At 45.8% G+C, this 21872-nt stretch carries 22 protein-coding genes and 1 other annotated feature; of the genes, 5 read left to right on the top strand and 17 right to left on the bottom strand.

The features are described 5' to 3' along the window. Positions 1-53: 53 nt before the first annotated feature. Together addA and CI597_RS03685 are read right to left on the bottom strand one after the other, a co-directional pair. On the bottom strand, positions 54-3614 hold the full coding sequence (addA, locus tag CI597_RS03690) for a helicase-exonuclease AddAB subunit AddA (protein ID WP_024728043.1): 3561 nt from the start codon (positions 3612-3614) through the stop codon (positions 54-56). Then, complete coding sequence (locus CI597_RS03685; protein ID WP_024728044.1) at positions 3601-6954, bottom strand: PD-(D/E)XK nuclease family protein; 3354 nt, start codon at positions 6952-6954, stop codon at positions 3601-3603. The genes addA and CI597_RS03685 overlap by 14 nt, the downstream gene beginning before the upstream one ends. Positions 6955-7103: 149 nt before the next feature. Here CI597_RS03685 and CI597_RS03680 point away from each other — a divergent pair, with 149 nt between their 5' ends. Continuing rightward, positions 7104-7535 (top strand): hypothetical protein, encoded by a 432-nt coding sequence (locus CI597_RS03680; RefSeq protein ID WP_024728045.1) that lies wholly within the window; start codon positions 7104-7106, stop codon positions 7533-7535. Between the two features lie 79 nt (positions 7536-7614). Here CI597_RS03680 and CI597_RS19095 read toward each other — a convergent pair whose 3' ends face one another. The 3 genes from CI597_RS19095 to CI597_RS03670 form a co-directional block, all read right to left on the bottom strand. Next, entirely contained in the window at positions 7615-7740 is a 126-nt protein-coding gene (locus tag CI597_RS19095; RefSeq protein ID WP_330606957.1) for a hypothetical protein, read from the bottom strand. A gap of 73 nt (positions 7741-7813) precedes the next feature. After that, a complete protein-coding gene (locus tag CI597_RS03675) occupies positions 7814-8176 on the bottom strand; it encodes a hypothetical protein (RefSeq protein WP_024728046.1) in 363 nt (120 codons plus the stop codon). Between the two features lie 50 nt (positions 8177-8226). Continuing rightward, on the bottom strand, positions 8227-8457 hold the full coding sequence (locus CI597_RS03670) for a helix-turn-helix domain-containing protein (protein ID WP_024728047.1): 231 nt from the start codon (positions 8455-8457) through the stop codon (positions 8227-8229). Between the two features lie 182 nt (positions 8458-8639). Here CI597_RS03670 and CI597_RS03665 point away from each other — a divergent pair, with 182 nt between their 5' ends. Then, a complete protein-coding gene (locus tag CI597_RS03665) occupies positions 8640-8936 on the top strand; it encodes a helix-turn-helix domain-containing protein (RefSeq protein WP_024728048.1) in 297 nt (98 codons plus the stop codon). A gap of 33 nt (positions 8937-8969) precedes the next feature. Then, positions 8970-9219, top strand: a binding site (T-box leader). A 92-nt stretch (positions 9220-9311) separates the two neighbouring features. Next, the gene (locus tag CI597_RS03660; protein WP_024728049.1) at positions 9312-10967 is read left to right on the top strand and encodes a 2-isopropylmalate synthase; all 1656 of its coding nucleotides are present in this window, start codon (positions 9312-9314) and stop codon (positions 10965-10967) included. 86 nt (positions 10968-11053) lie between these two features. On the opposite strand, the gene CI597_RS03655 is transcribed toward CI597_RS03660, so the two are convergent. Further along, positions 11054-11695, bottom strand: coding sequence for a YigZ family protein (locus tag CI597_RS03655; RefSeq protein ID WP_024728050.1), 642 nt, complete (start codon positions 11693-11695; stop codon positions 11054-11056). Then, complete coding sequence (locus CI597_RS03650; RefSeq protein WP_024728051.1) at positions 11679-11975, bottom strand: DUF6514 family protein; 297 nt, start codon at positions 11973-11975, stop codon at positions 11679-11681. Before CI597_RS03650 ends, CI597_RS03655 begins: the two co-directional genes overlap by 17 nt. Before the next feature lie 134 nt (positions 11976-12109). On the opposite strand from CI597_RS03650, the gene CI597_RS03645 reads away from it, so the two are divergent. Then, positions 12110-14656, top strand: a complete 2547-nt coding sequence (locus CI597_RS03645) for a transglycosylase domain-containing protein (RefSeq protein ID WP_024728052.1) — start codon at positions 12110-12112, stop codon at positions 14654-14656. Between the two features lie 148 nt (positions 14657-14804). Here the strand turns inward: CI597_RS03645 and spoVAE are convergent, their stop codons facing one another. The 6 genes from spoVAE to CI597_RS03615 form a co-directional block, all read right to left on the bottom strand. Then, positions 14805-15161, bottom strand: a complete 357-nt coding sequence (gene spoVAE / locus CI597_RS03640; RefSeq protein WP_024728053.1) for a stage V sporulation protein AE — start codon at positions 15159-15161, stop codon at positions 14805-14807. Then, positions 15162-16178 carry a stage V sporulation protein AD gene (gene spoVAD, locus CI597_RS03635; RefSeq protein ID WP_024728054.1) on the bottom strand — a complete coding sequence of 339 codons (1017 nt, stop codon included), beginning with the start codon at positions 16176-16178 and terminating at the stop codon, positions 15162-15164. It abuts the gene before it with no gap. Further along, a complete protein-coding gene (gene spoVAC / locus CI597_RS03630) occupies positions 16178-16639 on the bottom strand; it encodes a stage V sporulation protein AC (RefSeq protein ID WP_024728055.1) in 462 nt (153 codons plus the stop codon). Before spoVAC ends, spoVAD begins: the two co-directional genes overlap by 1 nt. Positions 16640-16837: 198 nt before the next feature. Continuing rightward, a complete protein-coding gene (locus CI597_RS03625; protein WP_024728056.1) occupies positions 16838-17248 on the bottom strand; it encodes a stage V sporulation protein AB in 411 nt (136 codons plus the stop codon). Then, complete coding sequence (locus tag CI597_RS03620; protein ID WP_024728057.1) at positions 17235-17858, bottom strand: stage V sporulation protein AA; 624 nt, start codon at positions 17856-17858, stop codon at positions 17235-17237. Before CI597_RS03620 ends, CI597_RS03625 begins: the two co-directional genes overlap by 14 nt. Next, positions 17815-17991: a hypothetical protein gene (locus CI597_RS03615; protein ID WP_022260861.1), complete on the bottom strand. Its 177-nt coding sequence runs from the start codon at positions 17989-17991 to the stop codon at positions 17815-17817. The genes CI597_RS03620 and CI597_RS03615 overlap by 44 nt, the downstream gene beginning before the upstream one ends. Before the next feature lie 147 nt (positions 17992-18138). On the opposite strand from CI597_RS03615, the gene CI597_RS03610 reads away from it, so the two are divergent. Next, complete coding sequence (locus CI597_RS03610; protein WP_009288777.1) at positions 18139-18696, top strand: DUF4364 family protein; 558 nt, start codon at positions 18139-18141, stop codon at positions 18694-18696. Between the two features lie 22 nt (positions 18697-18718). Here the strand turns inward: CI597_RS03610 and yihA are convergent, their stop codons facing one another. The 4 genes from yihA to CI597_RS03590 all read right to left on the bottom strand — a co-directional run bounded on the left by yihA (position 18719) and on the right by CI597_RS03590 (position 21727). After that, positions 18719-19333 (bottom strand): ribosome biogenesis GTP-binding protein YihA/YsxC, encoded by a 615-nt coding sequence (gene yihA / locus CI597_RS03605; protein WP_009288778.1) that lies wholly within the window; start codon positions 19331-19333, stop codon positions 18719-18721. A 10-nt stretch (positions 19334-19343) separates the two neighbouring features. Continuing rightward, positions 19344-20279, bottom strand: coding sequence for a calcium/sodium antiporter (locus tag CI597_RS03600; protein ID WP_009288779.1), 936 nt, complete (start codon positions 20277-20279; stop codon positions 19344-19346). A gap of 16 nt (positions 20280-20295) precedes the next feature. Continuing rightward, positions 20296-20856 carry a manganese efflux pump MntP family protein gene (locus CI597_RS03595; protein WP_006568826.1) on the bottom strand — a complete coding sequence of 187 codons (561 nt, stop codon included), beginning with the start codon at positions 20854-20856 and terminating at the stop codon, positions 20296-20298. 100 nt (positions 20857-20956) lie between these two features. Then, the gene (locus tag CI597_RS03590; RefSeq protein WP_024728058.1) at positions 20957-21727 is read right to left on the bottom strand and encodes a polysaccharide deacetylase family protein; all 771 of its coding nucleotides are present in this window, start codon (positions 21725-21727) and stop codon (positions 20957-20959) included. Between the last annotated feature and the right edge of the window lie 145 nt (positions 21728-21872).

Below are 21872 nucleotides of genomic sequence, written 5' to 3'. Positions count from 1 at the left end.
TGTGATTTCCCTATGCCCAGTTTCTTAAATTTATCTGATAGGATGTTAAATAATTATAAACTGATGGCTTTCCTAAGAGGAACCGAGTAAATGTAACATTCTTTTACCTTTTTTTTCTCCATCTGTTCCAGCGCTTTTTTGTAGTACTGAAGCTGCGGCCTGTACCTTGAGACAAGGACCTCCTCTTCCCCGGGACTTATGCGGTCTGTCTTATAATCCACCAGGACAAGTTCCCCTTCTTCTTCAAAATACAGGTCGATGATCCCCTGGACGACCACATAATCCCGGCTTTTAGCTTCCGGTTCCATCTCACTGAACTTTATTCCCATGACAAACTGAGCTTCCTTGTACTGTTCTTTTCGTCCTGCAGCTTTCTTGATCCGCAGTCCCAGATCTGAGTTAAGAAAAGCCAGGATATCTTCCCGCGGAATCAGCTTTTCCATCCCTTTCTCAATCTTTCCTTGACTGCTCCACCGACTGATTTGTTCTTCCAAAAGCTTCGGTGTATAGTCCAAAGAAAAATCCATAAGTTCCAGTACTTTGTGGACTGCGGTGCCTCTGGAGGCCGGAGAAGCTTCTTTCTTCTCCCCCAAAAACTTTGGATACAGCGGCTCTTTTTGCGGTTCCGGCTTGTATGACTCCTCAGGTTCTGCCGCCTGAGACATTCTTTTGATCTCTGAGACAGAATATTTAAGCCTGCCGTCCCTTTCTTTGTCATACGGATACCGGTATGCAAAGGCCTCTCTCATGTCCTGTGCCTCTTTTGACCCTGCCATGGATTCCAGCTCATCCGTTAATAACCCCCTGTCTCTGTAAGATGTAAAAACTTCCTCTGCGCTTGAGAGCGCTACATCCTCCTCCGAGAGAAAACGGATCTCAAACGGACTTTCCTCCATATTTCCGGCAGCCATGAGAAGCCACTCCAGATAAGACCTGGCGCTCAGCAGATCCACATAGGAGACCGTCCCTTTGCTGCCAGGCTGATGGCGGTTTCCCTGTACTCCCGTCATGATAAGTTTTTCTTTCGCCCTTGTGAGTGCCACATATAAAACGCGCAGTTCTTCCCCAAGCGAATCCTTCACCAGCTGTCTTGAGACCATACCCTTCATGATAGTCCGCTCCTTTGTTCTCTGCCTGATATTCACAAGGTCCGGTCCTATAAAATAATCCGGATGAAACAAAAGGCTCCCGCTCGTATCTCTTAAATTAAATTTTTTATGTGTTTTGGCAAGAAAAACGATCGGATATTCCAGTCCCTTGCTCTTATGGATACTTGTAATCGTAACCAGATTTTCATTTCCGCCCAGTGTATTTGCCTCACCGAAATCCATTTGATATTCTCTGCACTGTTCCATATACCGGATAAAATGGAATACCCCTTTATAGCGGCTGGCCTCATAGGTTTTCGCCTGCTCTGCCAGCATCAGAAGATTTCCCTGGCGTTTCGCACCCTGAGGCATAGCCCCGACATAATGATAATATCCCGTAAGGTCAAATGCCAGCCAGAGCAGTTCGTGAAGGGACAGAAAGGTTTTCGCTTCCCTTAGCCTTTTTAGCACCGACAGTGCAGTGTCCACTTTCTCATCTTTTCCTTCTGTCTCACTAAGGCAGTCATACATATACTTTTTCTTTCCGCCAAGTTTCAGTTTCGCCAAGTCCTCCCCCGTCATGCCGATCATGGGAGACCGGAGAAAAGCAGCCATCTCGATGTCTGCATACAGATTATCCACCACAGTCAGAAGGCTTAGGACAGTGCGAACTTCTACCGTGTCAAAATATCCGCTCTGGCTGCTTGATACGACCGGGATGCCGGCATCCATTAACACCTCCTGGATCTTCTCGGCATTTCCTTTCACAGACCTCAGGAGAATGACAATATCTCTGTATTCTGCCTTCCGGTAAACTTCATTGCCTTCCTCATCATAATCCAGCACCATCTGAGGTTCAGGCCCGTCCACCATCTTCCGTATCCGGTCTGCAATCATTCTGGCCTCCAGCACGTCTTTGTCCTCCTCAGAGGCATCGTTCCAATCTCTGCTGACTAACAGAAGTTCCGCATTTCCGCCTGCACCGTTTGTCTCCTTATAGGGGAAACTTGGTACCAGAGCCACATCCTTTGTATATTCGATATTCCCAAGGGATGCGTGCATGATCTGATAAAAAATATCGTTGACTGTAAAAAGCACTTCCCTGCGGCTGCGGAAATTATTTCTCAGTTCGATGAGCTTTGAATTTTTCCCGTCCTTTTTAAATCCGTGATATTTCTCTATGAACAGCTCCGGCCTCGCAAGACGAAAACTGTAAATGCTCTGTTTGACATCCCCCACCATAAAAATATTGTGTTCTCCCAGGCTCTGTCCGGACACACTCCTTAAAATCGCATCCTGGAGAAAGTTACTGTCCTGATACTCATCGATATAGATCTCATGGAAATATTCTGCCTTTTCTTTGGCGATCTCGCTGACGATTGGAGTCCCGTCCTCCGAAAAGCCCTCGGTTAAAAGTTCCAGCGCCAGATGTTCCAGATCGCTGAAATCTAAAAGGTTGTCCAGCTTTTTGCGCTCCATGAAGCGGTGATAAAACTTCTCTGTCAGGCCGATGAATCCTTCCATAGGCTGCCGCACTCTGCGGATCTGCCGGAGGATCTCGCTTTCCGGCTTGTAAAAATAGCTGCTTCTGATGGAGTCGATCAGGTCATATGCCTTTTTTCTCAAATCCTTGCAGTACTCCTGAAGGTCTTTGTCAATGATATCGTCCTTTTTCTTTCTTCCGTTTAGACGCGGCTTTGTGAAGGTCAAAAACAGTTCTCCGAAGTCCTTATATGTCTGTGCGCTGCGGATCTTTTCCATGGCTTCCAGATCTGCCTTGAGGGTCGGCAGGTAAAAATACGGTCCCCGCGTCTCAGACGCCGCCTCTTTTGCCTTCCTCATCATAGAACAGGCGGATTCCGCCACCGCCTTCGCATCTTTCAGGATCTCCTTCATCCAGACTGCCCGGTGAAGTTCTTTCTTCGTGCGAATCTGAAATCCCTGTCTTGCATGTGAAAGCCAGCCCAGCGGATCGATATGACTCCTGGAACTCTCATAGAGCCCGAGGACGTAGTCTCTGATGCGCTCATCGTTTTTTCCCGGGATGTAGCTTTCAATGAATTCCACGAAAGCATCACTCTGTTCGGTGTATGCCTCCTCCAGAACATCGTCCAGCACTTCCAGCTTCATAAGGTCCATCTGCCCCTGGTCTCCGATTGCAAAATTCGGATCCAGATCGAGTTTGTAGTAGTAATCTCTGATAAGATTGAGACAAAAGCTGTGGATCGTCGTGATCTGTGCCTTGTGGATCAGGGAGAGCTGCCGGATGAGATGTTCATTTGCCGGGTCCTCCTCCACTTTCTTTTCTATGGCTCTGCGGATCCTCTCCTTCATTTCATTGGCCGCCGCGTGAGTGTAGGTCACCACCAACAGCCGGTCCACATCCACCGGTTCCTCTTTTGACGATATCTTTTCGATGATCCGTTCCACAAGCACAGCCGTCTTTCCGGAGCCTGCCGCGGCAGACACCAAAAGGCTGCAGTCTCTCTCCGCTATGACCTGCTGCTGTTCTTCAGTCCAAGGCATCGTCTGCCCCCTTTCCCTCTGCTAATAGCTGCTTTGCCTCAGTGAGGCCGATCTTCTCAAGTTTCCTGAATTTCGTCAGCTTTGGCTCATACGCACATATACTTTTGAATGCACAGTAATCGCACGGCATTGACTGATATTCATACGGACGGATGGAAATGTCCCCGTCCATCATAGCCTCTCCGAGCTGCTTCATTTTTTCTTCCACCTTCTGGCCCAGATTTTTAAATTCATTTGTAGAGAGCAGAGCGGACCCTTTTTTGTACCCTGTTTTCGTCCTTGTGACCGGAAGGGTTACAATCCCGTACTCATCCTCCTGCTCCAGATGCTCCACAAGTCCGAAGTCTTCATTGACAACTCCCCTGAGCTGAAGATTTTTGAGAACTTCCATCTCAGGCTCCCCGTCTGTTTTCGGTGCTATGACCGGATCGTCCACGTGAAAATAAAACATGCCTGCCGGGATCATCCGCTTTTCCGGATGCTTTTTCCCTTCCAGTTCTAAAATGGCATTCATATAAACGACCAGCTGTACCTGCAGACCATTTAAGATTTTAGTAAAATCAAACTGCATATTGCCGGATTTATAATCAATGATCTTTAAATAAAGATTTTCCTCATCCTCATAGCAGTCCACCCGGTCGATCACCCCGGTAAACTTCATCTTCGTCCCATCCTTCAGGGAAAGATTTGCACAGGAGAGGCCGTCTTCCGCTGAAAATCCCAGTTCATATTCATACGGGGTGAATTCTCCCCTTTTTATCTGCTGTTCCACGGCCCAGACAGCCCGTTTTGCCATCCTCTTGATCCGCTCCTTTGTATATTGATTCCGGCTGCTGCTCTCAAAAATCTCCTTCTTATCCGGATCTTCATCCAAAGCACGCTCTACCATGGAATCCACAAATTGGTCCCGTTCCCGGTCATCTTCCCAGTCCCAGCTTCCTTCCTGCCCGACAAACTGCAGGGTCCGGTGAAATACCTGTCCCATATCCATAGGCAGGATCTCATGTACCAGCCGTTCCCGAAGCCGCAGTCCGTACTGAAGAAAATGGGCAAAGGCACAGCCTGAAAACTTTTCTACACGGGTCACGCTGTTTTCCAGTTCCTTACCGTAGAGAAGCGTTGTCAGATGTCTGTCCAGGTTCTTTTCCTCATTGTTGTAGAAATATGCATCCAGATACAAGGAAGCCAGCTTCAGTTCATTTAAGACTTCATATAATGCGGCCATCTCCTGATCCGGCTTTTCCTCACCGAGTTCCTGAAGTTTTTCAACAAACCGTTCTTTTGCCTCGCTGACCGAATAAACGGCTGTCTCTTCCAAATCGCGGTCTCTTTTCAGCCCTGGAAACAGCTTTTCGATCCTTCCGATCAGATAAGAAGGGGCTTTGCTCTCCCCGGAGGAATTCATAGAAGCATAAGTCAGATACAGCTTTTCATTCGGCTTTGCCATGGCCAGATACAAATAGTACTGCTCCATATATGCCTGGTTTGCCGCCCCGGGGGCAAGGGAAATCCCGGCTTTTAAAAGTTCTTCTCTCTGAGAATCCGTCACGAGGCCTCCGCCCTTCGACGGTTTCGGCACTACTCCCTCATTGATGCCGGCAAAGAACAGGACTTTAACGCCTTCCACCCTCGTCCGCTCGATATCTCCGACGATCACCTGATCCAGTCCCGGCGGAATCACACCCACCGTCATCTCTGAGAGCCCGGTCTCCAAGACCGCACAAAATTCATCAAAAGAAAGCGCTTCCTCTCCGAGAATCTCCGCCATCTGGTCCATGATGTTTAAAACTTCTCCGTAGATCTGATCGTAGGTTTTGGCCATAGCCAGGGCTCCGGCCGCTTCAAATTCCTCTTTTTTTCTCTCCATCTGTCCCTGGATATCCAGAGTGAGAAAGAACCCGTGAAGGTGCGTAAGTCTCTCCAAAACAGTGATTCCGCGCTTCTTGATCCCTTCCTTGAACGGACCGGTCTCTCTCATAAATGTTTCTCTGGATTGGTTGATCTGTTTCATCTCTTCCTTCGTAAACGCCCGGCTTTTAAAAGGCCTGTTCCACCGGGCATATCCCCGGATGCCGGAAGCGATCACAAAATTCTCAAGGAGATCAGTCTCCTCCGGCTCAAGGGCAGAAAACCCTGATTTTAAATACCGGAATACCATATCATAAGAAAAATCCATCTGGATCATTTTCAGCGCAGAAAGAATGGTCTCCACGCATGGATTATTCCTGAGCGCTCTGTTCCCGTCAATAAAATAGGGGATGCCGGAATCCTCAAAGCATTTTTCAAGTTCCGGCTGATAAGTCTCTATGTCTCCGGTCAGCACGACCAGATCTTTGTACCGGTATCCTTCCTTCCTGACCAGATGTTCGATACGGCCCAGTATGTACCGGCTCTCCTCCTTTGGATTTTTAAGACAGCAGACTTTGATGTCCTTTGTCTCACCCCTGTACACATGAAAAGGATACCGAAACAGGTTCTGCTCCAGATGGCGCAGTTCCTCCGATCCCGCAGTATTCGGGTGCAGGATCACATCCGGCAATATAGGGACTCCCTGCCTTACCGCTATCTCTTTTAATTGGGAAATTTCTTTTTTGGGCATGGCAAACAGCTCATAATCCCTGTATGGCCCTCCGGCACGTTTCTCGTCAATGGTAAACGCCGCCACGATTTTTTTGGCATACGGCAGCAGTTTCTTGAGTACCTTATTTTGTATGGGTGTAAATCCGGTAAACCCGTCAATATAGATCGTGGCACCTTTTAGCTTTTCGGATTCCGTGATCTTTTGAGCCAGTACGTCCAACAGCTGTTCCGATACCAGATAACGGTCCTTCATGTACTCTTCAAACTTTTCCAGGACCAGGACGATATCTTTCATCTTCAATGTCAGGCTGTCCCTGTTCTCAAAAGACTCCACAGCCTCCTTAAGCTTTTCCAGGGATACATCATACTGATAGGTTTCCGCAAAGAAAGACTTCATCTCATCGATAAAGCCCTGCTTTTCCATACCGGAGCCGAACACGAGAAGATCCTTTCGGCACTCCCCCATGACCTTTCTTATGACCATGGATTTTCCCTCGTCATTGAGCAGTTCTTTGGGAATATAGGAAAGCTCCTCAAACACTCTGTAAGAGAGACGGTAGAATCCAACCACGTCGATGTTCATAGTCCCGTGGTTCGGATGCCTGGTGATCAGCTCCCGCTGGGCATTCAGCGTCGACTGGTCCGGGACGAGAAAAAAGAAATTTTCATCCCGATTCTCCATAGACTCTTTTATCATCTGTTCATATATATAATCCGTTTTTCCTGTGCGGCCTGCGCCCAGGACACACTGTAATGCCATCGGCTTCCTCCTGTCATGTCATTTTCTTTTTCGGCTTCTATTATACATGAAAACCACCGGCCGCTCTACATGGAAAAAATTTTTTCCGTACAGTTCTATTCTGCCTGTCCGGGCCATATACTATAATAGAATCTTTTTAGGAGGACCCTATGTCAGCAAAAACGAAAATCGTCGTATTTAAGGCGAAAGAACTAATCTACACCGGCATCTTTGTCTTGCTTGGAATCTTGCTTATCCTGCTTTTGATTTTTATGTTTGCTCCATCCAAGGAACATAAGAAAAGCACGGAGACTATGGAGTACATAGAAGGGGTATATTCCTCTCCTCTCACACTGGGAGAAAATGAGCTGGAAGTGGAAGTCACTGTTAAGGACAACAAAGTCAATCATGTTGCTTTAAAGCATTTAGATAAAAGTGTAAAAACCATGTACCCTCTGATCGAACCGGCTTTGGGTGAGATCAATAAACAGCTTCCAAAAGTAAAATCTGTGGACGACATCCAGTTTAATGATGAAAGCCAGTATACCAACACCATCTTGAAACAGTCCATCAAAAATGCCCTGAAACAGGCACAGAAATAAAATTTTGTATAAAAAAGCACAGCCATCGGAACCTTAAAAACTCTTTTGGCTGTGTTTTTCAGTGCCGGAACCTTATCATCTACAGTTCTTCGGCTTTAAAAGTTGTATATCCTTCATAGCAGTAGCTGTAATCAATGCCTTTCATATAGACTTCACGGGCAAGATCAGCAGAATTATCAATTCCTGATTTATTTTCAAGTGCCATACTGCACCTCCAAAAGTTAATGACTTCAGCTACTTAATTATAGCACTTCATCAAAAAGAAACAACTCTATTTGTCAGCCCTTTAAATACCGGCCCTTTTCCTGCCATTGCTGTGTTCCCTCGACAAGGTCAAATACAATGATACCCTCTTCCCCCGCTTCTGATGCCTCATTAGGGTCCTCCCCGGAACCCAGGCGGATCTCTTCGATCTGGACAGCTGCCGCAAAAAGACCGTTGCAGTCAAGCAGCTGAGCCTCTTTTCCTGTCTCATGCTGTCCTTTTACGAAGGATACAGACATCAGAAACCGGCCGTTTTCTTTATAGATTCCCTCCACATAGGACAGGCTTTCTGCCTCTTCGTGAAGCCGGAAGACTCTCACTTTCCCTTCTTCGTATTCTCTGGTTGTATGAACTTTGAATCTGTCTAAAAATCCCATCTCAGTCCCCTGTCTTTTTTAAGTTGATTATAATACAACCAGGAAAAAACTCAACGTCCGATTTGATTTATTTCAAGAAATTCTTCAAACTCTTCCATATTGCCTCCCAACTCCTGAATCAGCGGGATTATAAATGCAAGCCCCGTCTTTCTTCCATGCAGAGCTTCTGAGATCCTCGGATAGGCGATCCCCATTTTCTCCGCAAGCTTCCTCTGTGTCAATTCCTGACGGATCATCTCAATCTTTACCCATTTTTCAAATTCCTTATACGACTTTATCATTAGCCTCTCCTTTCCCTCATCCGACTGTAAGAAACTTACATAAATTATATCTCTATACGTAGAGATAGTCAAGAAAACGGTACAATTTTCCACAGTATTTTCGTTACAACTTCGTTTACACTAAATTTCATCTATGCTACAATAGACGAGTAAATTTGTTACACGCCAGAGAGGGAAAATACATGAAGTTTGCAGAAAATTTAAATGAATATCTGGACAGCCATGATATTTCCAACTATCGTATTTATAAAGACACAGGTCTGTCTGACAGTCTGATCGGATACTGGAGAAAAGGCCAAAAGCAGCCAACTCTGGAGAATCTGGTCATTCTCTGTGATTATCTGAACGTTTCTATTGATTACCTTGTCGGCAACATCTCTACCAAAGAAGAAAAACTGCTCCACTACTACCGCTGCCTGTCCCCGGAAAAGAAGGACGAAATAGATACCTACATGAATAATTCTGCCATTGACACATAGAATGAAGTGTGGTAGATTATCATTATTAATAATCCAAATGCTTTGATGAGGAATAGTAGGATATAGAAGGCATTCAGAGAGCCGCTGGCTGGTGAAAAGCGGCTGCCCGGTATATGTGAACTCGCCTCTGAGCAGCATGCTGAACAGCTAGTAGGCATCGCCGGTTCCAACCGTTATATTGGGAAGATATCAGTTGTTTCAACTCGTATCGGTAGTGAGTGCACGCGGTTATGGCGTGAATTAGAGTGGTACCACGGAGTGTCTATGACCCTTCGTCTCTATCCAGAAATGGACGGAGACGAAGGTTTTTTTTCGCCGTATCGCACGAGTGCAGTCTTATTTTTATTCTCAATAATGAAAGGAGATTTAATATCTATGAATTCAGAAAAATATAAACGCCAATACTTTATGCCTCCAAAAGAGTGTCTTGACTGGGCCAGAAAAGAGTACATAACAAAAGCTCCGGACTGGTGCAGCGTGGATCTTAGGGATGGAAACCAGGCACTGATCATCCCGATGAGCCTGGATGAAAAAGTAGAGTTTTTCAAATACCTGGTAAAGGTCGGATTCAAGGAGATCGAGGTAGGATTCCCCGCCGCATCCGAGACAGAATATACTTTCCTGCGCACCCTGATCGAACAGGACCTGATCCCTGATGACGTCACGATCCAGGTGCTGACACAGGCCCGGGAACATATTATCAAACGCACCTTTGAAGCTTTAAAAGGAGCGAAGCGTGCGATCGTTCACGTATATAATTCTACTTCTCTTGCCCAGAGGGAACAGGTTTTCAAAAAATCCAAGGAAGAGATTTTAAAAATTGCCACAGACGGCGCCAAACTCCTGAAAAAGCTGGCAGACGAGACAGAAGGGAACTTCCAGTTCGAATACTCTCCGGAGAGTTTCACCGGAACCGAAGTAGAATATGCATTGGAAGTGTGCAATGCGGTCCTGGATATCTGGAAGCCGTCTCCGGACTGGAAGGTTATCATAAATCTTCCGGTCACCGTTCAGCTTTCCATGCCGCACGTATACGCCAGCCAGATTGAATATATGAGCAAACACATAAAATACCGTGACAGTGTAGTACTGTCCATTCACCCTCACAATGACCGCGGATGCGGTGTGGCGGATACGGAACTTGCCCTCCTGGCAGGAGCGGACCGGGTGGAGGGAACGCTGTTTGGAAATGGTGAGAGGACCGGAAATGTCGATATTGTAACCGTCGCTCTCAATATGTACTCTCACGGCGTGGACCCTAACCTGGACTTTTCCAACCTTCCTGAGCTTACAAAAAATTATGAGTGCCTGACCCGCATGAATGTCTATGAGCGCCAGCCCTATTCCGGAAAACTGGTATTCGCAGCATTCTCAGGCTCTCATCAGGACGCCATCGCCAAAGGAATGCACTGGATCGACGACCACCATCCGGATTACTGGTCTGTTCCTTATCTTCCGATCGACCCGAAAGATATCGGCAGGGAATACGAAAGCGATGTGATCCGCATCAACAGCCAGTCAGGAAAAGGCGGTATCGGCTATGTGCTGGAAGAAAACTTTGGTTTCCATATCCCGGGCAAGATGAGGGAGGACGTGGGCTATACGGTCAAAGACGTATCCGACAAGCAGCACAGGGAACTGGTTCCGAAAGATATTCTGGATGTATTTAAGACAGTGTATGTAAACATATCATCCCCTATCGCTTTAAAAGAATGTCACTTTATCCAGAAAGACGGGGGTATTGAGGCCGAAATCTCACTTGAAAAATCCGGTGTGGATAAACTTTACCACGGCAGGGGAAATGGACGTCTGGATGCAGTGAGCAACGCGCTTCAGCGTCACAGTGATCTGGATTACTCTATTGTCAGCTACCAGGAACACGCACTAAACGTAGGTTCTAATTCAAAGGCTTGCTCTTATGTAGCCATTCAGCAGCCAAACGGCACTGTGGTATGGGGTGCGGGAATCCATGAGGATATCATTACGGCTTCTGTTCTCGCATTGATCAGCGCTGTAAACAGAATACAATAAGATGTCTGTAAAATAAATATTGAGCCGCGGGCAAACACCCGCGGCTCTTTTTCACTTCTTTTCATTGGCCACAATGATTCATTGTTTTAAAGTTTCTTTTTATCTGTCACCGTATATTCGGTGCCTGTGTCTTGTGTCTCTGCCATGCCGCCTGACAGGTCATTAAGCTTCTTCTCAATCTGTCCGCATCTGGCTTCCGGTACCAAGTACTCCAAAGTTACCTTTTCTGTGTAATCCGTTTTTATGATTGGAATGTCTTCGGTCTCAAGGAAATACTGGATCTTTCCTGCAGCTGAATAATCACACCCGGTCCTGAACCTGCGCCCAAGACCCATGGTCACGATCCCTGCGTCCTCCACGGCTTCCTGGGCAGCCTTCGTATATGCCCTCACGAGTCCCCCGGTTCCGAGCAGTGTACCTCCAAAATACCGGGTTACAACGATGACAATATTCAGAAGCTGATTGCCGGTAATCACTTCGAGAATCGGTTTTCCCGCCGTGCCGCTGGGCTCTCCGTCGTCATTGGCTCTCTCAAGAGGTCTCTCAATGCCTGCACAAAATGCACTGCAGTGATGCCTGGCGTCCCTGTATCTGCGCTTTTCATCCTCTATCACTGCCAGAGCCTCTTCCTCCGAGGAAACCGGCACGGCGATCCCGATGAACCTTGACTTTTTTTCTATCACCAAAGACTGTCCTGTTTTCTGGATCGTATCATAGTATTCCTTCAATTTTCTCCTCCAACTCCATCACCGCATCCAAACTCTCAAAAAAAGAAATCGGTGTCACTTCATATTTGATCAGCAGCCGAATGACATGTTCTGCTTCCTGCCTGTTCAAAAAGGCCTCTCTTACCTCTTCTGTCTCAAGCACATCCGGCTCCCCGGTCGTTCTCTCCAGCGCAGCGCCGTAGCTTCCTCTGGCAGAATCATTCAGCATATAATAGGATACTACAAATTCGCCCCCATTTCCATCTTTCAAATAATTCGTTCCTAATTTCTCCTTCTTCATCTTTTGTTCCTCCTCATTTGTAAAAAAATCTATAACTCTCCTTAAACGTGATTTCAATAAGATACCCTTCATACGGGTGTGTTATTTACTTGTTATTTCTTATTTGTTATAATGCTAAACATAGGAGGGCTTACATGAACTTTAACAAGCAAAAAACAAAGCAAAAAAAGGATATCCTTTCTTCACCGAAATTACGGCGCAGTTCACACCTTACGCTTTTTTTCTATAAATATGCACTGGTTGTCATCATCGCACTGATCGTCACGGCCGCTGGTCTGTCCATAGGTTTCATCCGCGGAATTTTAAACAATACCCCGAATGTTTCTTTGGACTCGATCCACTCCAAAGGTTTTATCACGATGATTTACGATAAAGACGGCAATGTGACAAGAAAGTTATCTACCAGTGATTCAAACCGTGTCTATGTATCACTGGACAAGATCCCGGCAAATCTTCAAAATGCTTTTATCTCCATAGAGGATGTGCGGTTTTATAATCACAACGGTATCGACATGCGGGGCATTGCCAGATCCTTCTTCCTGGGCCTCAAAGAAAAGTCTCTGGACCAGGGCGGGAGTACCATCACTCAGCAGCTTGTAAAAAACAATATCCTCGGAATACAGCCTGAAAAAACTACGATCGAACGCATAGAGCGCAAGATCAAAGAACAGTCCCTGGCTCTGGAATTAGAAAAAATCACTTCGAAACAAAAGATCCTGGAAGAATATTTAAATGCGATCAATCTGGGGGAAGGCACATTAGGAGTGCAGACTGCATCCCAAAAATATTTTAATAAAGATGTATCAGATTTGACTTTATCAGAGTGCACCGTACTGGCCGGCATCACAAAGAACCCAACAAGGATGAACCCGATCACACACCCTAACAGCAATGCTGCCCGGAGAATGACGATTCTGAAAATCATGCTGGAAGAACATTATATCACAAAAAGTGAATATTCGGAAGCGGTGAATGATAATGTTTATGAAAGAATCCAAAAGATCAATGCAAGGCAGCAGAAAAACTATACTGCCAACTCTTATTTCGATGATGCACTGATCCTTCAGGTGGTCCGTGATCTGAAAGAAAAACTTGGATATGATGAGACAAAAGCCTACAATGCCATTTACAGCGGAGGTTTAAAAATATATTCTACTCAGGACTCCAAGATCCAGAGGATCGCAGATAAAGTGACCAATGACCCGGATAATTATCCGGCGGGTACAAAAGTGGCTCTGTCTTATTCACTGACAGGCACAGACAAAAATGGTAAGGAAGTCAGTTATTCGGAGAACGATGTGCTGAGTTATATGAAAAAGCATAAGCTTGGCACCAGTCTCATATTCGCAGATAAATCATCTGCCGAGAATATGGCCCGTAAATTCACCAAATCCTTAAAAAAGAACGGGGTCAGCGTGATCAACGAGCAGGTTTCCACAGTGATCCAGCCCCAGATTTCCATGACCATCATAGACCAGCGCACCGGACAGGTGGAAGCCCTTGTGGGCGGCCGCGGAGTCAAATCCGAAAACCTGTCTTTAAACCGCGCTACCGGTACAACAAGACAGCCCGGATCGACGTTCAAAGTACTTTCCACATTTCTTCCGGCGCTGGATACGAAAAATATGACATTAGCTACTGTTTACGATGATGCGCCGTATGAATATCTCGATACGGGGCGCCCGGTCCGCAATTATTACAAAGGCTACCGCGGTTTTTCCACAATACGGGAAGCAGTCACCAATTCTATGAATATTGTGTCTGCCAAAACCATGGCTGATGTAACACCTGAAGTCGCCTATGAGTATTTACAGAAGCTTGGCTTTACCACCTTAGTTGATAATAAAACTACGGCAGACGGCAAAACCTTTTCCGATGTCAACCAGTCCATGGCCCTGGGCGGCCTGACTTACGGAGTGACCAACCTGGAGCTCACCGGTGCTTTTTCTGCCGTGGCCAACGGAGGCACATACCACCGGCCTTCTTTATACACGAAAGTTGTGGATCAGTCCGGAAAAGTACTCTTAAACTCATCTTCTTCCGGCACCCTCGTTATGAAGGAATCGACTGCTTTCCTTCTCACCGACGCCATGAAGGATGTCATCAAGAAAGGAACCGGTAAACCCGCCGCACTTTCCTCAGGAATGCCTGCAGCAGGAAAGACCGGTACTACGACCAGCGATTACGACTACTGGTTCTCCGGATATACCCCATATCACACTGCCTCTGTGTGGATGGGATATGACAGGAATACATCATTTTCTTCTGGCAGCCAGCACGAAAAAATTTGGAAACTTGTCATGGACCAGATTGTAAAAGAGAAAAACGAACCGATCAAAGAGTTTTCAAAACCAAACAGTATTGTCAAAGCCCGGATATGCACAAAGTCAGGAAAACTGGCTGTCAAAGGCACATGTGATCATGATCCCAGAGGCAGTATGATAAAGACAGAGTACTTTGCCCTGGGAACCAAGCCCACCAAACCCTGTGACATCCATGTGGCCATAGAAATATGCAAAAAATCCGGATATCCGGCCAACAGTGCCTGTCCGGAAGGCCAGCTTCTGCGGAAAATCTATATCACAAGGCCAAAGGGCAGCAAGGGAATCACAGACGATACACAATATCAGATCCCAGACCTGTATGTAAAATATATGTGCGGCCTGCATACTCCGGAATAATTAAGTTACCGAACCAATCCCTGATCCAAACAAAGATAAGAGCGTTTCTGACAGCAGAATCTGCAGTCAGGAACGCTCTTTTATATATATAAAAAGCAATCCCGCAGCAATGGCGGCACCACTTAGTATCAAGTTACCTGCCATACGGCTATTTTTTTATCTTTGGCTGGAAAATCAGGGACGCCAGATAGGAGAAGATCAGAGCTGCGGATGTTCCCACGGCTGCAGCTGTAAATCCGCCTTCAAACAGTCCGAGGAATCCGTGCTGGTCGATGGCTTCTTTCATTCCTTTCCACAGAGTAAAGCCAAATCCCGAGAGGGGTACCGTTGCACCGCAGCCAGCAAAATCAGCTATTTTTTCATAGATTCCAAGTGCTCCGAGCACTGCTCCTGAAATAACCAGTATAACCATGATCCTTCCCGGCTGGAGCTTGGTATTGTCCATTAAAATTTGTACAAGAATACAGATAACGCCTCCGACAATAAATGCTTTTACATATTCCATCTATACTTCCTCTCTTTCCAACAAAACTCCGTGCGCAATACCCGGCACTGTCTCACCTTCATTGAAGCTCGTCTTTGATAGCAAAGCTCCAGTAGGTACAAACAAGACTCTGTTCCATCCGCCGTTTATCATCTTTCTTGTGATCATAGAGGACAGGACTACGGCACTGCACGCACATCCCGATCCCCCTGCGTGGGTATCCTGAGTCTCATCCTGATAAACTTCGATACCGCAGTCTCCGTGTACTTTAGAAATATCATAACCATTGTCCTTCAGAAGTTTAATGAGAATTTCTTTTCCCACCTCTCCCAGATCGCCGGTATAGATCGCATCGTAGTCATCCGGTGTCATGGCAAAATCATTAAAGTGCTGATAAATGACTTCTGCAGCCGCAGGCGCCATGCAGGCTCCCATGTTCATCGAATCTTTCACGCCGTAATCTACGATTTTACCGGTTGTGATGCCCCGGACTTTGATCGGACTTTTTTCTTTGGAGATTACGAATCCCCCGGCTCCGGTCACGGTCCATGTGGAGGACAGAGGCCTCTGGCTCCCGTATTCCAATGGGAAACGGAACTGCTTTTCCGCACTTCCGATATGACTGGAGGCAAGGGCCAATGCATAGTCTGCATATCCCGCTGCCACCGTCATAGACGCAAGAGATATGGATTCTCCTGCGGTAGAACATGCTCCGTACAGGCCAAAGAGAGGGAGCTCCAGGTCCTTGATCCCGAAGGATGTCGCCATGATCTGCTCCAAGAGATCTCCGGCAAATGCATAGCGTACCTGATTTTTTGTGATCTCTGCTTTTTGTATCGCAAGCAGGGCTGCCTGCCGCATGAATCTTCCTTCTGCCAGCTCCCATGTCTCCTCGCCGAACAGCGGATCGTCGATGATCTGGTCAAATGCCTGTCCGAGAGGCCCTTCTCCTTCTTTTTCCCCAACTACGGAGGACCAGCCTTTGAGATAAGGCGGATGTTCGAATTCCAGACTCTGCTTTCCCTTCATAACTTTCATCACATAACCCCCAATCGGACTAATATCATATAAATAACTCCCAAAATAAAGGAGGATAAGATTCCGTACAGAATGACCGGACCGGCGATGGTAAAGATTTTAACTCCGATCCCGAACACCTGCCCCTCTTTTTGATACTCGATAGCCGGAGAGGCTACAGAATTTGCAAATCCAGTGATCGGAACCAGTCCTCCCGCTCCTCCGAATTTTGTGATCTTTGAATACAGATTAAATCCTGTGAGAAGTACGCTTAAAAGTACAAGGGTTACTGTGACAGCCAGGAGAGCATCTTTCTCTCCCAGATGCAGCCAGTGCATCACTGCCTGTTTGATCCCTTCTCCGATCGTACAGATCGCTCCTCCCACAAAAAATGCACGGACACAGTTCATAAGACAGCTGCTTGCCGGCGTTACCTGTTCTACATATTCGTTATATTGATCTTTTGTCGGTTCATTGTGCATGACAGAATAAGCTCCTTTCGTTTGTGTAAGTATTTATGTCACAAGTAATAAGTTTATACGGATGAGCTTTTTTGCTCATCCGTTTCTGCGGCAGTCGCCGCAGAAAACCCTGGTTAAAATTTATATTCCGGCAGTATTCGCATGGAGATTGTTCTCTTATCTAAATATATTATTATCTGCACTTTCTGTGGCTCGTTGCTAACGCAAAAATTGCATCCAGCAGCCTGCTATTTTACCCAGGGCTATGGAATAGATGACGAATGGTATTCCGTCCCTCAGTTTCATTCTTCTTGAGAAGACCGGCAGGCTTTTGAGCATTTCGGCCAGTGCTCCAATGAGGCAGCCAGTGAAGATTCCTCCGAACAGTCCAAATAAGATCAGCAGCGGATATCCCAGCGGTATGTGCCACCGGTAGATAAAAACTGCTGTTCCCAGGACTCCGCCCAGGGTAATGCATGTTTCATACAACATGGCATGTGATATCGTTTTGGAAAGGCCTGCGAGTCTAGGCACAACTCCAATCATGCTTAAGAATGCCAGGAAGCTTCCCGCGATGAGTGCTCCTGCGGACAAGCCGTATATCACAAGGAGTAAGTTACGAAGAAACATCCTGCTCCTCCTTTTTCCGTCCGGCGTCGATCATCAGCGTGTCATTTACATCCCGCTCGTAAAGTCTCATCTGGACTTCAAACGGGGTCGGATCATCGGTAAGCTTGATTTTTCCCGCATGATTAAAGAAGATTACGATTCCTATCGCAAGTCCCGCTGTATAGGCCAGATGAAGAATCGTCGGTCCTTTTGGCGGCGTTCCCATGACCAGCTGATATACGGTTGCAAACAAATCGTCAATAGCCACATCCGTGTTATAGCTCATGATCGAGAAACTGGCTCCGAAAAATGCGACCAGGCATACACCTGCAATCTTTAAGTAGTGGGCCCATTTCTTTTCCTTTGTCACTTCTTTTAAATATACGATAAAATCTTCCGGGCCCATATTGACCACTTCTGCAGTTTTGTCGATTTCTTTGATCACTTCCACTGCTTTTAAGATGGAAATAATCTCCCGTTCGTTTCCGCGCTTTTTAAAATGAAAAAGCTTTGCTTCCTTCACCTTTTGTTCCATGTCTTTGTCGGTACAGTAAATGGATGCCACATCTTTTATCTTTACATCCGGATTATGAATACATACACTGTCTTCCGCTTTGATATATACGGTCATGATGTTCCATCCTTTCCAAAACTAACGTCCCATCTTTTCTCTGCTCCTGATTCGTGTCACAGAAAAGAATCACGGATAAGACTGCAAGGAGAATGATCAATGCGATCACCATCCACTGTTTTCTTTGCTTCATAAATATCACCTCTTCATTCTTATGAGATAAATTAGTTGTAGTATCTGTCTTTTTTTCAATTTCATTCATGGATTCTGTTCTTGCAGGAAAGGTATCCAGATGGTATCATTTAAGAAGTGCATGTTTCATAAGGAAAGGAAGGATTGTATGGAAGAAAACGGTCTGACTTTATATAAATTAATGATTTTATTTTTAATAAAAAAAGTGGATTTTCCGCTGAGCAACTCACAGATCTCGGAGTTTATTCTGGACAAAGGGTATACGACCTATTTTAAACTCCAGCAGGCTTTTCACGAACTGGAAGACGAAGACATGCTGCGGACAGAACTGGTAAGAAACGCAAGCCATTATTTTCTGACAGAAGAGGGGAAAGAAGCGATTGATATGTTTGAATACCAGCTCTCCGAGCCTATACGAAATGACATTCTAACATTTTTGGCGACCAAAGAATACCAGCTGAGAGAGGAAACCAATCTGGAAGCCGACTATTTCCCTGCAAAACGCGATGAATATACCGTAAGGCTCAGGATCAAAGAAAAAGACAGCATGCTGCTGGAAGTCAACTTAAACGTAGTATCCAGAGAGCAGGCCATCTATATCTGCGATCACTGGAAGTCTAATCACTCGGATATTTATGCTTATCTGATCAACCGCCTGCTTTTTCAGGACCAGAGCCAGGAGGCAGAAAAAAAGACCGATTCTTAAACAGAACCGGTCCTTTTTATATTCATTCATCTGAAACATGATGTTCCTGTTCCGGAAGAAGCACTTGTTCAATAAAGTCCCATATTTCATCTCTTCCCTGCTTTGAGAGCGAAGAAAACGGAAAGACCGGCGTCTCCTTATTGAGCCTGAGTTCCTGACGGATCTCCTTTACATGCTTAGGAAGCTGGCTCCGTTTGAGCTTGTCGCTCTTTGTAGCAATAATGACCGGATGATAGCCGTTATGTACGATCCAGTCATACATCATCACATCATTCTTTGACGGCTTGTGTCTGATATCGATGAGAAGGAACACCAGCTTCAGCTGCTTTGACGTGTGAAGGTACCGTTCAATCATCGCACCCCACTGCTCTTTTACCGACTCCGTGACCTTTGCATATCCATATCCGGGCAGATCTACATAGTACAGTTCTTCGTTGATATTATAATAATTAATGGTCTGAGTTTTCCCCGGCTGAGCGGAAACCCTTGCATATGACTTCCGGTTCATCAGTGCGTTGATGAGGGAGGACTTGCCCACATTGGACTTGCCTGCAAATGCTACTTCCGGAAACTCATTGTCCGGAAGTTTGCTGGTGATCCCACAGACCGTTTCCAGATTAACTGATTTAATGATCATGGTATTCTCCTTATCTTATGAGTAATTGTGCCAGATAAACTGCAAATAATACAAGCATCACAAACCCGCTGCCTCTGGCAAGCTTCCGGTCTTTTGAAGACAGAATCCACAAAACCGCCGCTGATAAAATCGCAGCCAGTGCATCCGGAATAAAGCTTGTATCAAACGGAACCGGATGAATGACCGCCACGGTCCCTACGACAAACAAGATATTAAAGATATTGCTTCCCACAATATTTCCCACTGCAATGTCTGCTTTTCCTTTAAATGCCGCTGTAACTGAGGTGACCAGCTCCGGCAGAGAAGTGCCGAATGCCACAACTGTCAGGCCAATGATCCGGTCAGAGACATTCAGGGCCTTGGCTATCGAAGTCGCCGCATCTACTGTCACATCGCTTCCCAGTACGATGGCAATCAGCCCGCCGATCGTAAAAACAAGCATTTTGAGCAGGGACGCATTCACTTGTTCTATCTCTTCTTCAATGCCTTCTTTTTTTGTCAGCCTAAACAGATATACAAAAAAACCGATAAACAGCACCCATAGTATCACTCCGTCCAGGCGTGAAAGACTGCCTCCGGCGATTCCCATAGCTGTGAGGACTACAGTGATAACAATTACAAAGGGCATTTCCACCTTTACGGTTCCTTCTTTGATGGCAACTGCACTGACCACTGCGGTAAGCCCGAGAATCAGCAGAATATTCATGATATTGCTTCCAAGAATGTTTCCGACGGTGATTCCAACATTTCCTTTAAACGCTGCCGAAATACTCACTGCCGCCTCAGGAGCGCTGGTCCCGCAGGCGACGATCGTAAGCCCGATCACGATCTGCGGAATTCCAAACTTTGCAGCAATCATAGATGCCCCTTCTACAAAATAATCCGCGCCCTTCATCAGCAGAATAAAGCCTGCCGCTAAAAAGGCTATGTGTGGCAATAAATTCATAAGTGTTCCTCTTTTCTCAAAAAAATAAATGCTGTATTAAAATTTTACATCCGAGGATGATTAAAATCAACCCTCCCATAATCTCTGCTTTTTCTTTCAGTTTGTCCCCAAATCTGCTTCCGATGGCAACTCCTGCCAGTGATATGGCAAAGGTAACACTCCCTATGACCGTTACAGCTTCTAAAAGATTGACGCTCAAAAATGAAAACGTGACTCCTACCGCCAGTGCATCGATGCTGGTCGCGACCGCCAAAATAAAAAGCTCCCGGAAAGAAAATCCGCAGTCCTGTGTTTCCTCTTCATCATCGGATATCCCTTCTTTTACCATATTGAAGCCGATCATCACCAGCAGGAAAAATGCGATCCAATGATCAATCTGCATGATCTTTCCCGCAAACTGCTTGCCTGCCAGGTATCCTGCCACTGGCATCAGAGCCTGGAATCCCCCGAAAAACAAAGCGATCCAAAACATTTCATTTTTCCGGATCTTTCCCATATTGAGACCTTTTCCTATAGACACAGCAAACGCATCCATGGAAAGGCCCACACCTATCATCACTACTTCAATTATGTTCATTTTTTAACCCCATTATGTACATTATCGCGTCAGATGGACCAGAGGCCCGACGCCTCCGGTCCATTTTCCACACTTGATACTCATTCTAAATTACCTGCATTTATTTGTCAACGGACACATGGTGTATCTGCTGCGTATATTTTGTAATCGGCAGAATCTGATAGCCCTCTTTTTTCAAAGTCTTGATCAGAGAGTCCAAACTTTTTACCGTGTTTTCTGCCTCCGCCAGGTCATGCATCAGTACAATGCTGACCTTTTGTTTTTTTACATCTGCTAAAATATTCTGGTTCAGCCTTTCAGGACTCAGGTTAAAATTCACTGCATCTCCGCTTAACGCATTCCAGTCAAAGTATAAAAGCCCTTCTTTGTCGATATACTGAATATAAGGTTTGATATCTCCGGCACAGGAATTACTGCTTCCACCCGGAAAACGGTATATGGTGGGCTTTACATCTGTTATCTCATACAGCATCTCCTGCAGCTTCTTGATGTCCTTTCCGAAGGCTTCTACGGAAGAATAAATCTGGTCATAGTTATGGCTGTAAGAATGCATTGCCAGGGTATGTCCTTCAAGTACGATCCTTTGATACTGCTTCCTGGCCTTCTCCGTCTTCTTTCCCACTACGAAGAACGTCGCTTTCACCTTGTTCTTTTTCAGAATATCCAGGATCTCATCGGTATTTTCAGACGGCCCGTCATCAAATGTCAGATATACCTTTTTATTTGTAATCTTGCTGCCGGCCATCAGTCCGCCTTCTCCTTCTTTCTGGCTCGCTATAAAAAGTCCGTCAGAATGATCCGCCGCATACCGCAGGATGAAACCGATAAAAAATAATGCGCACACAACTGCAAAATAGGTTTTTCGTTTCATAAACTCGCTCCCTCGCTTTCAAATATAGGATGTGAGGAAGCAAAAAAACTATGCTGGCATTTTATAGATAATTAAAAAAATCCTGCAGACGTGTTTGAGGTGTGAGATGTCCCCAATTCCGTCCGCGGGATTTTTATTTTAATAT

It is taken from the genome of Anaerostipes hominis (ex Lee et al. 2021) (assembly GCF_002270485.1).
Lineage (GTDB): Bacteria > Bacillota > Clostridia > Lachnospirales > Lachnospiraceae > Anaerostipes > Anaerostipes hominis.
This window is presented reverse-complemented; position numbering and strand designations above follow the sequence as displayed.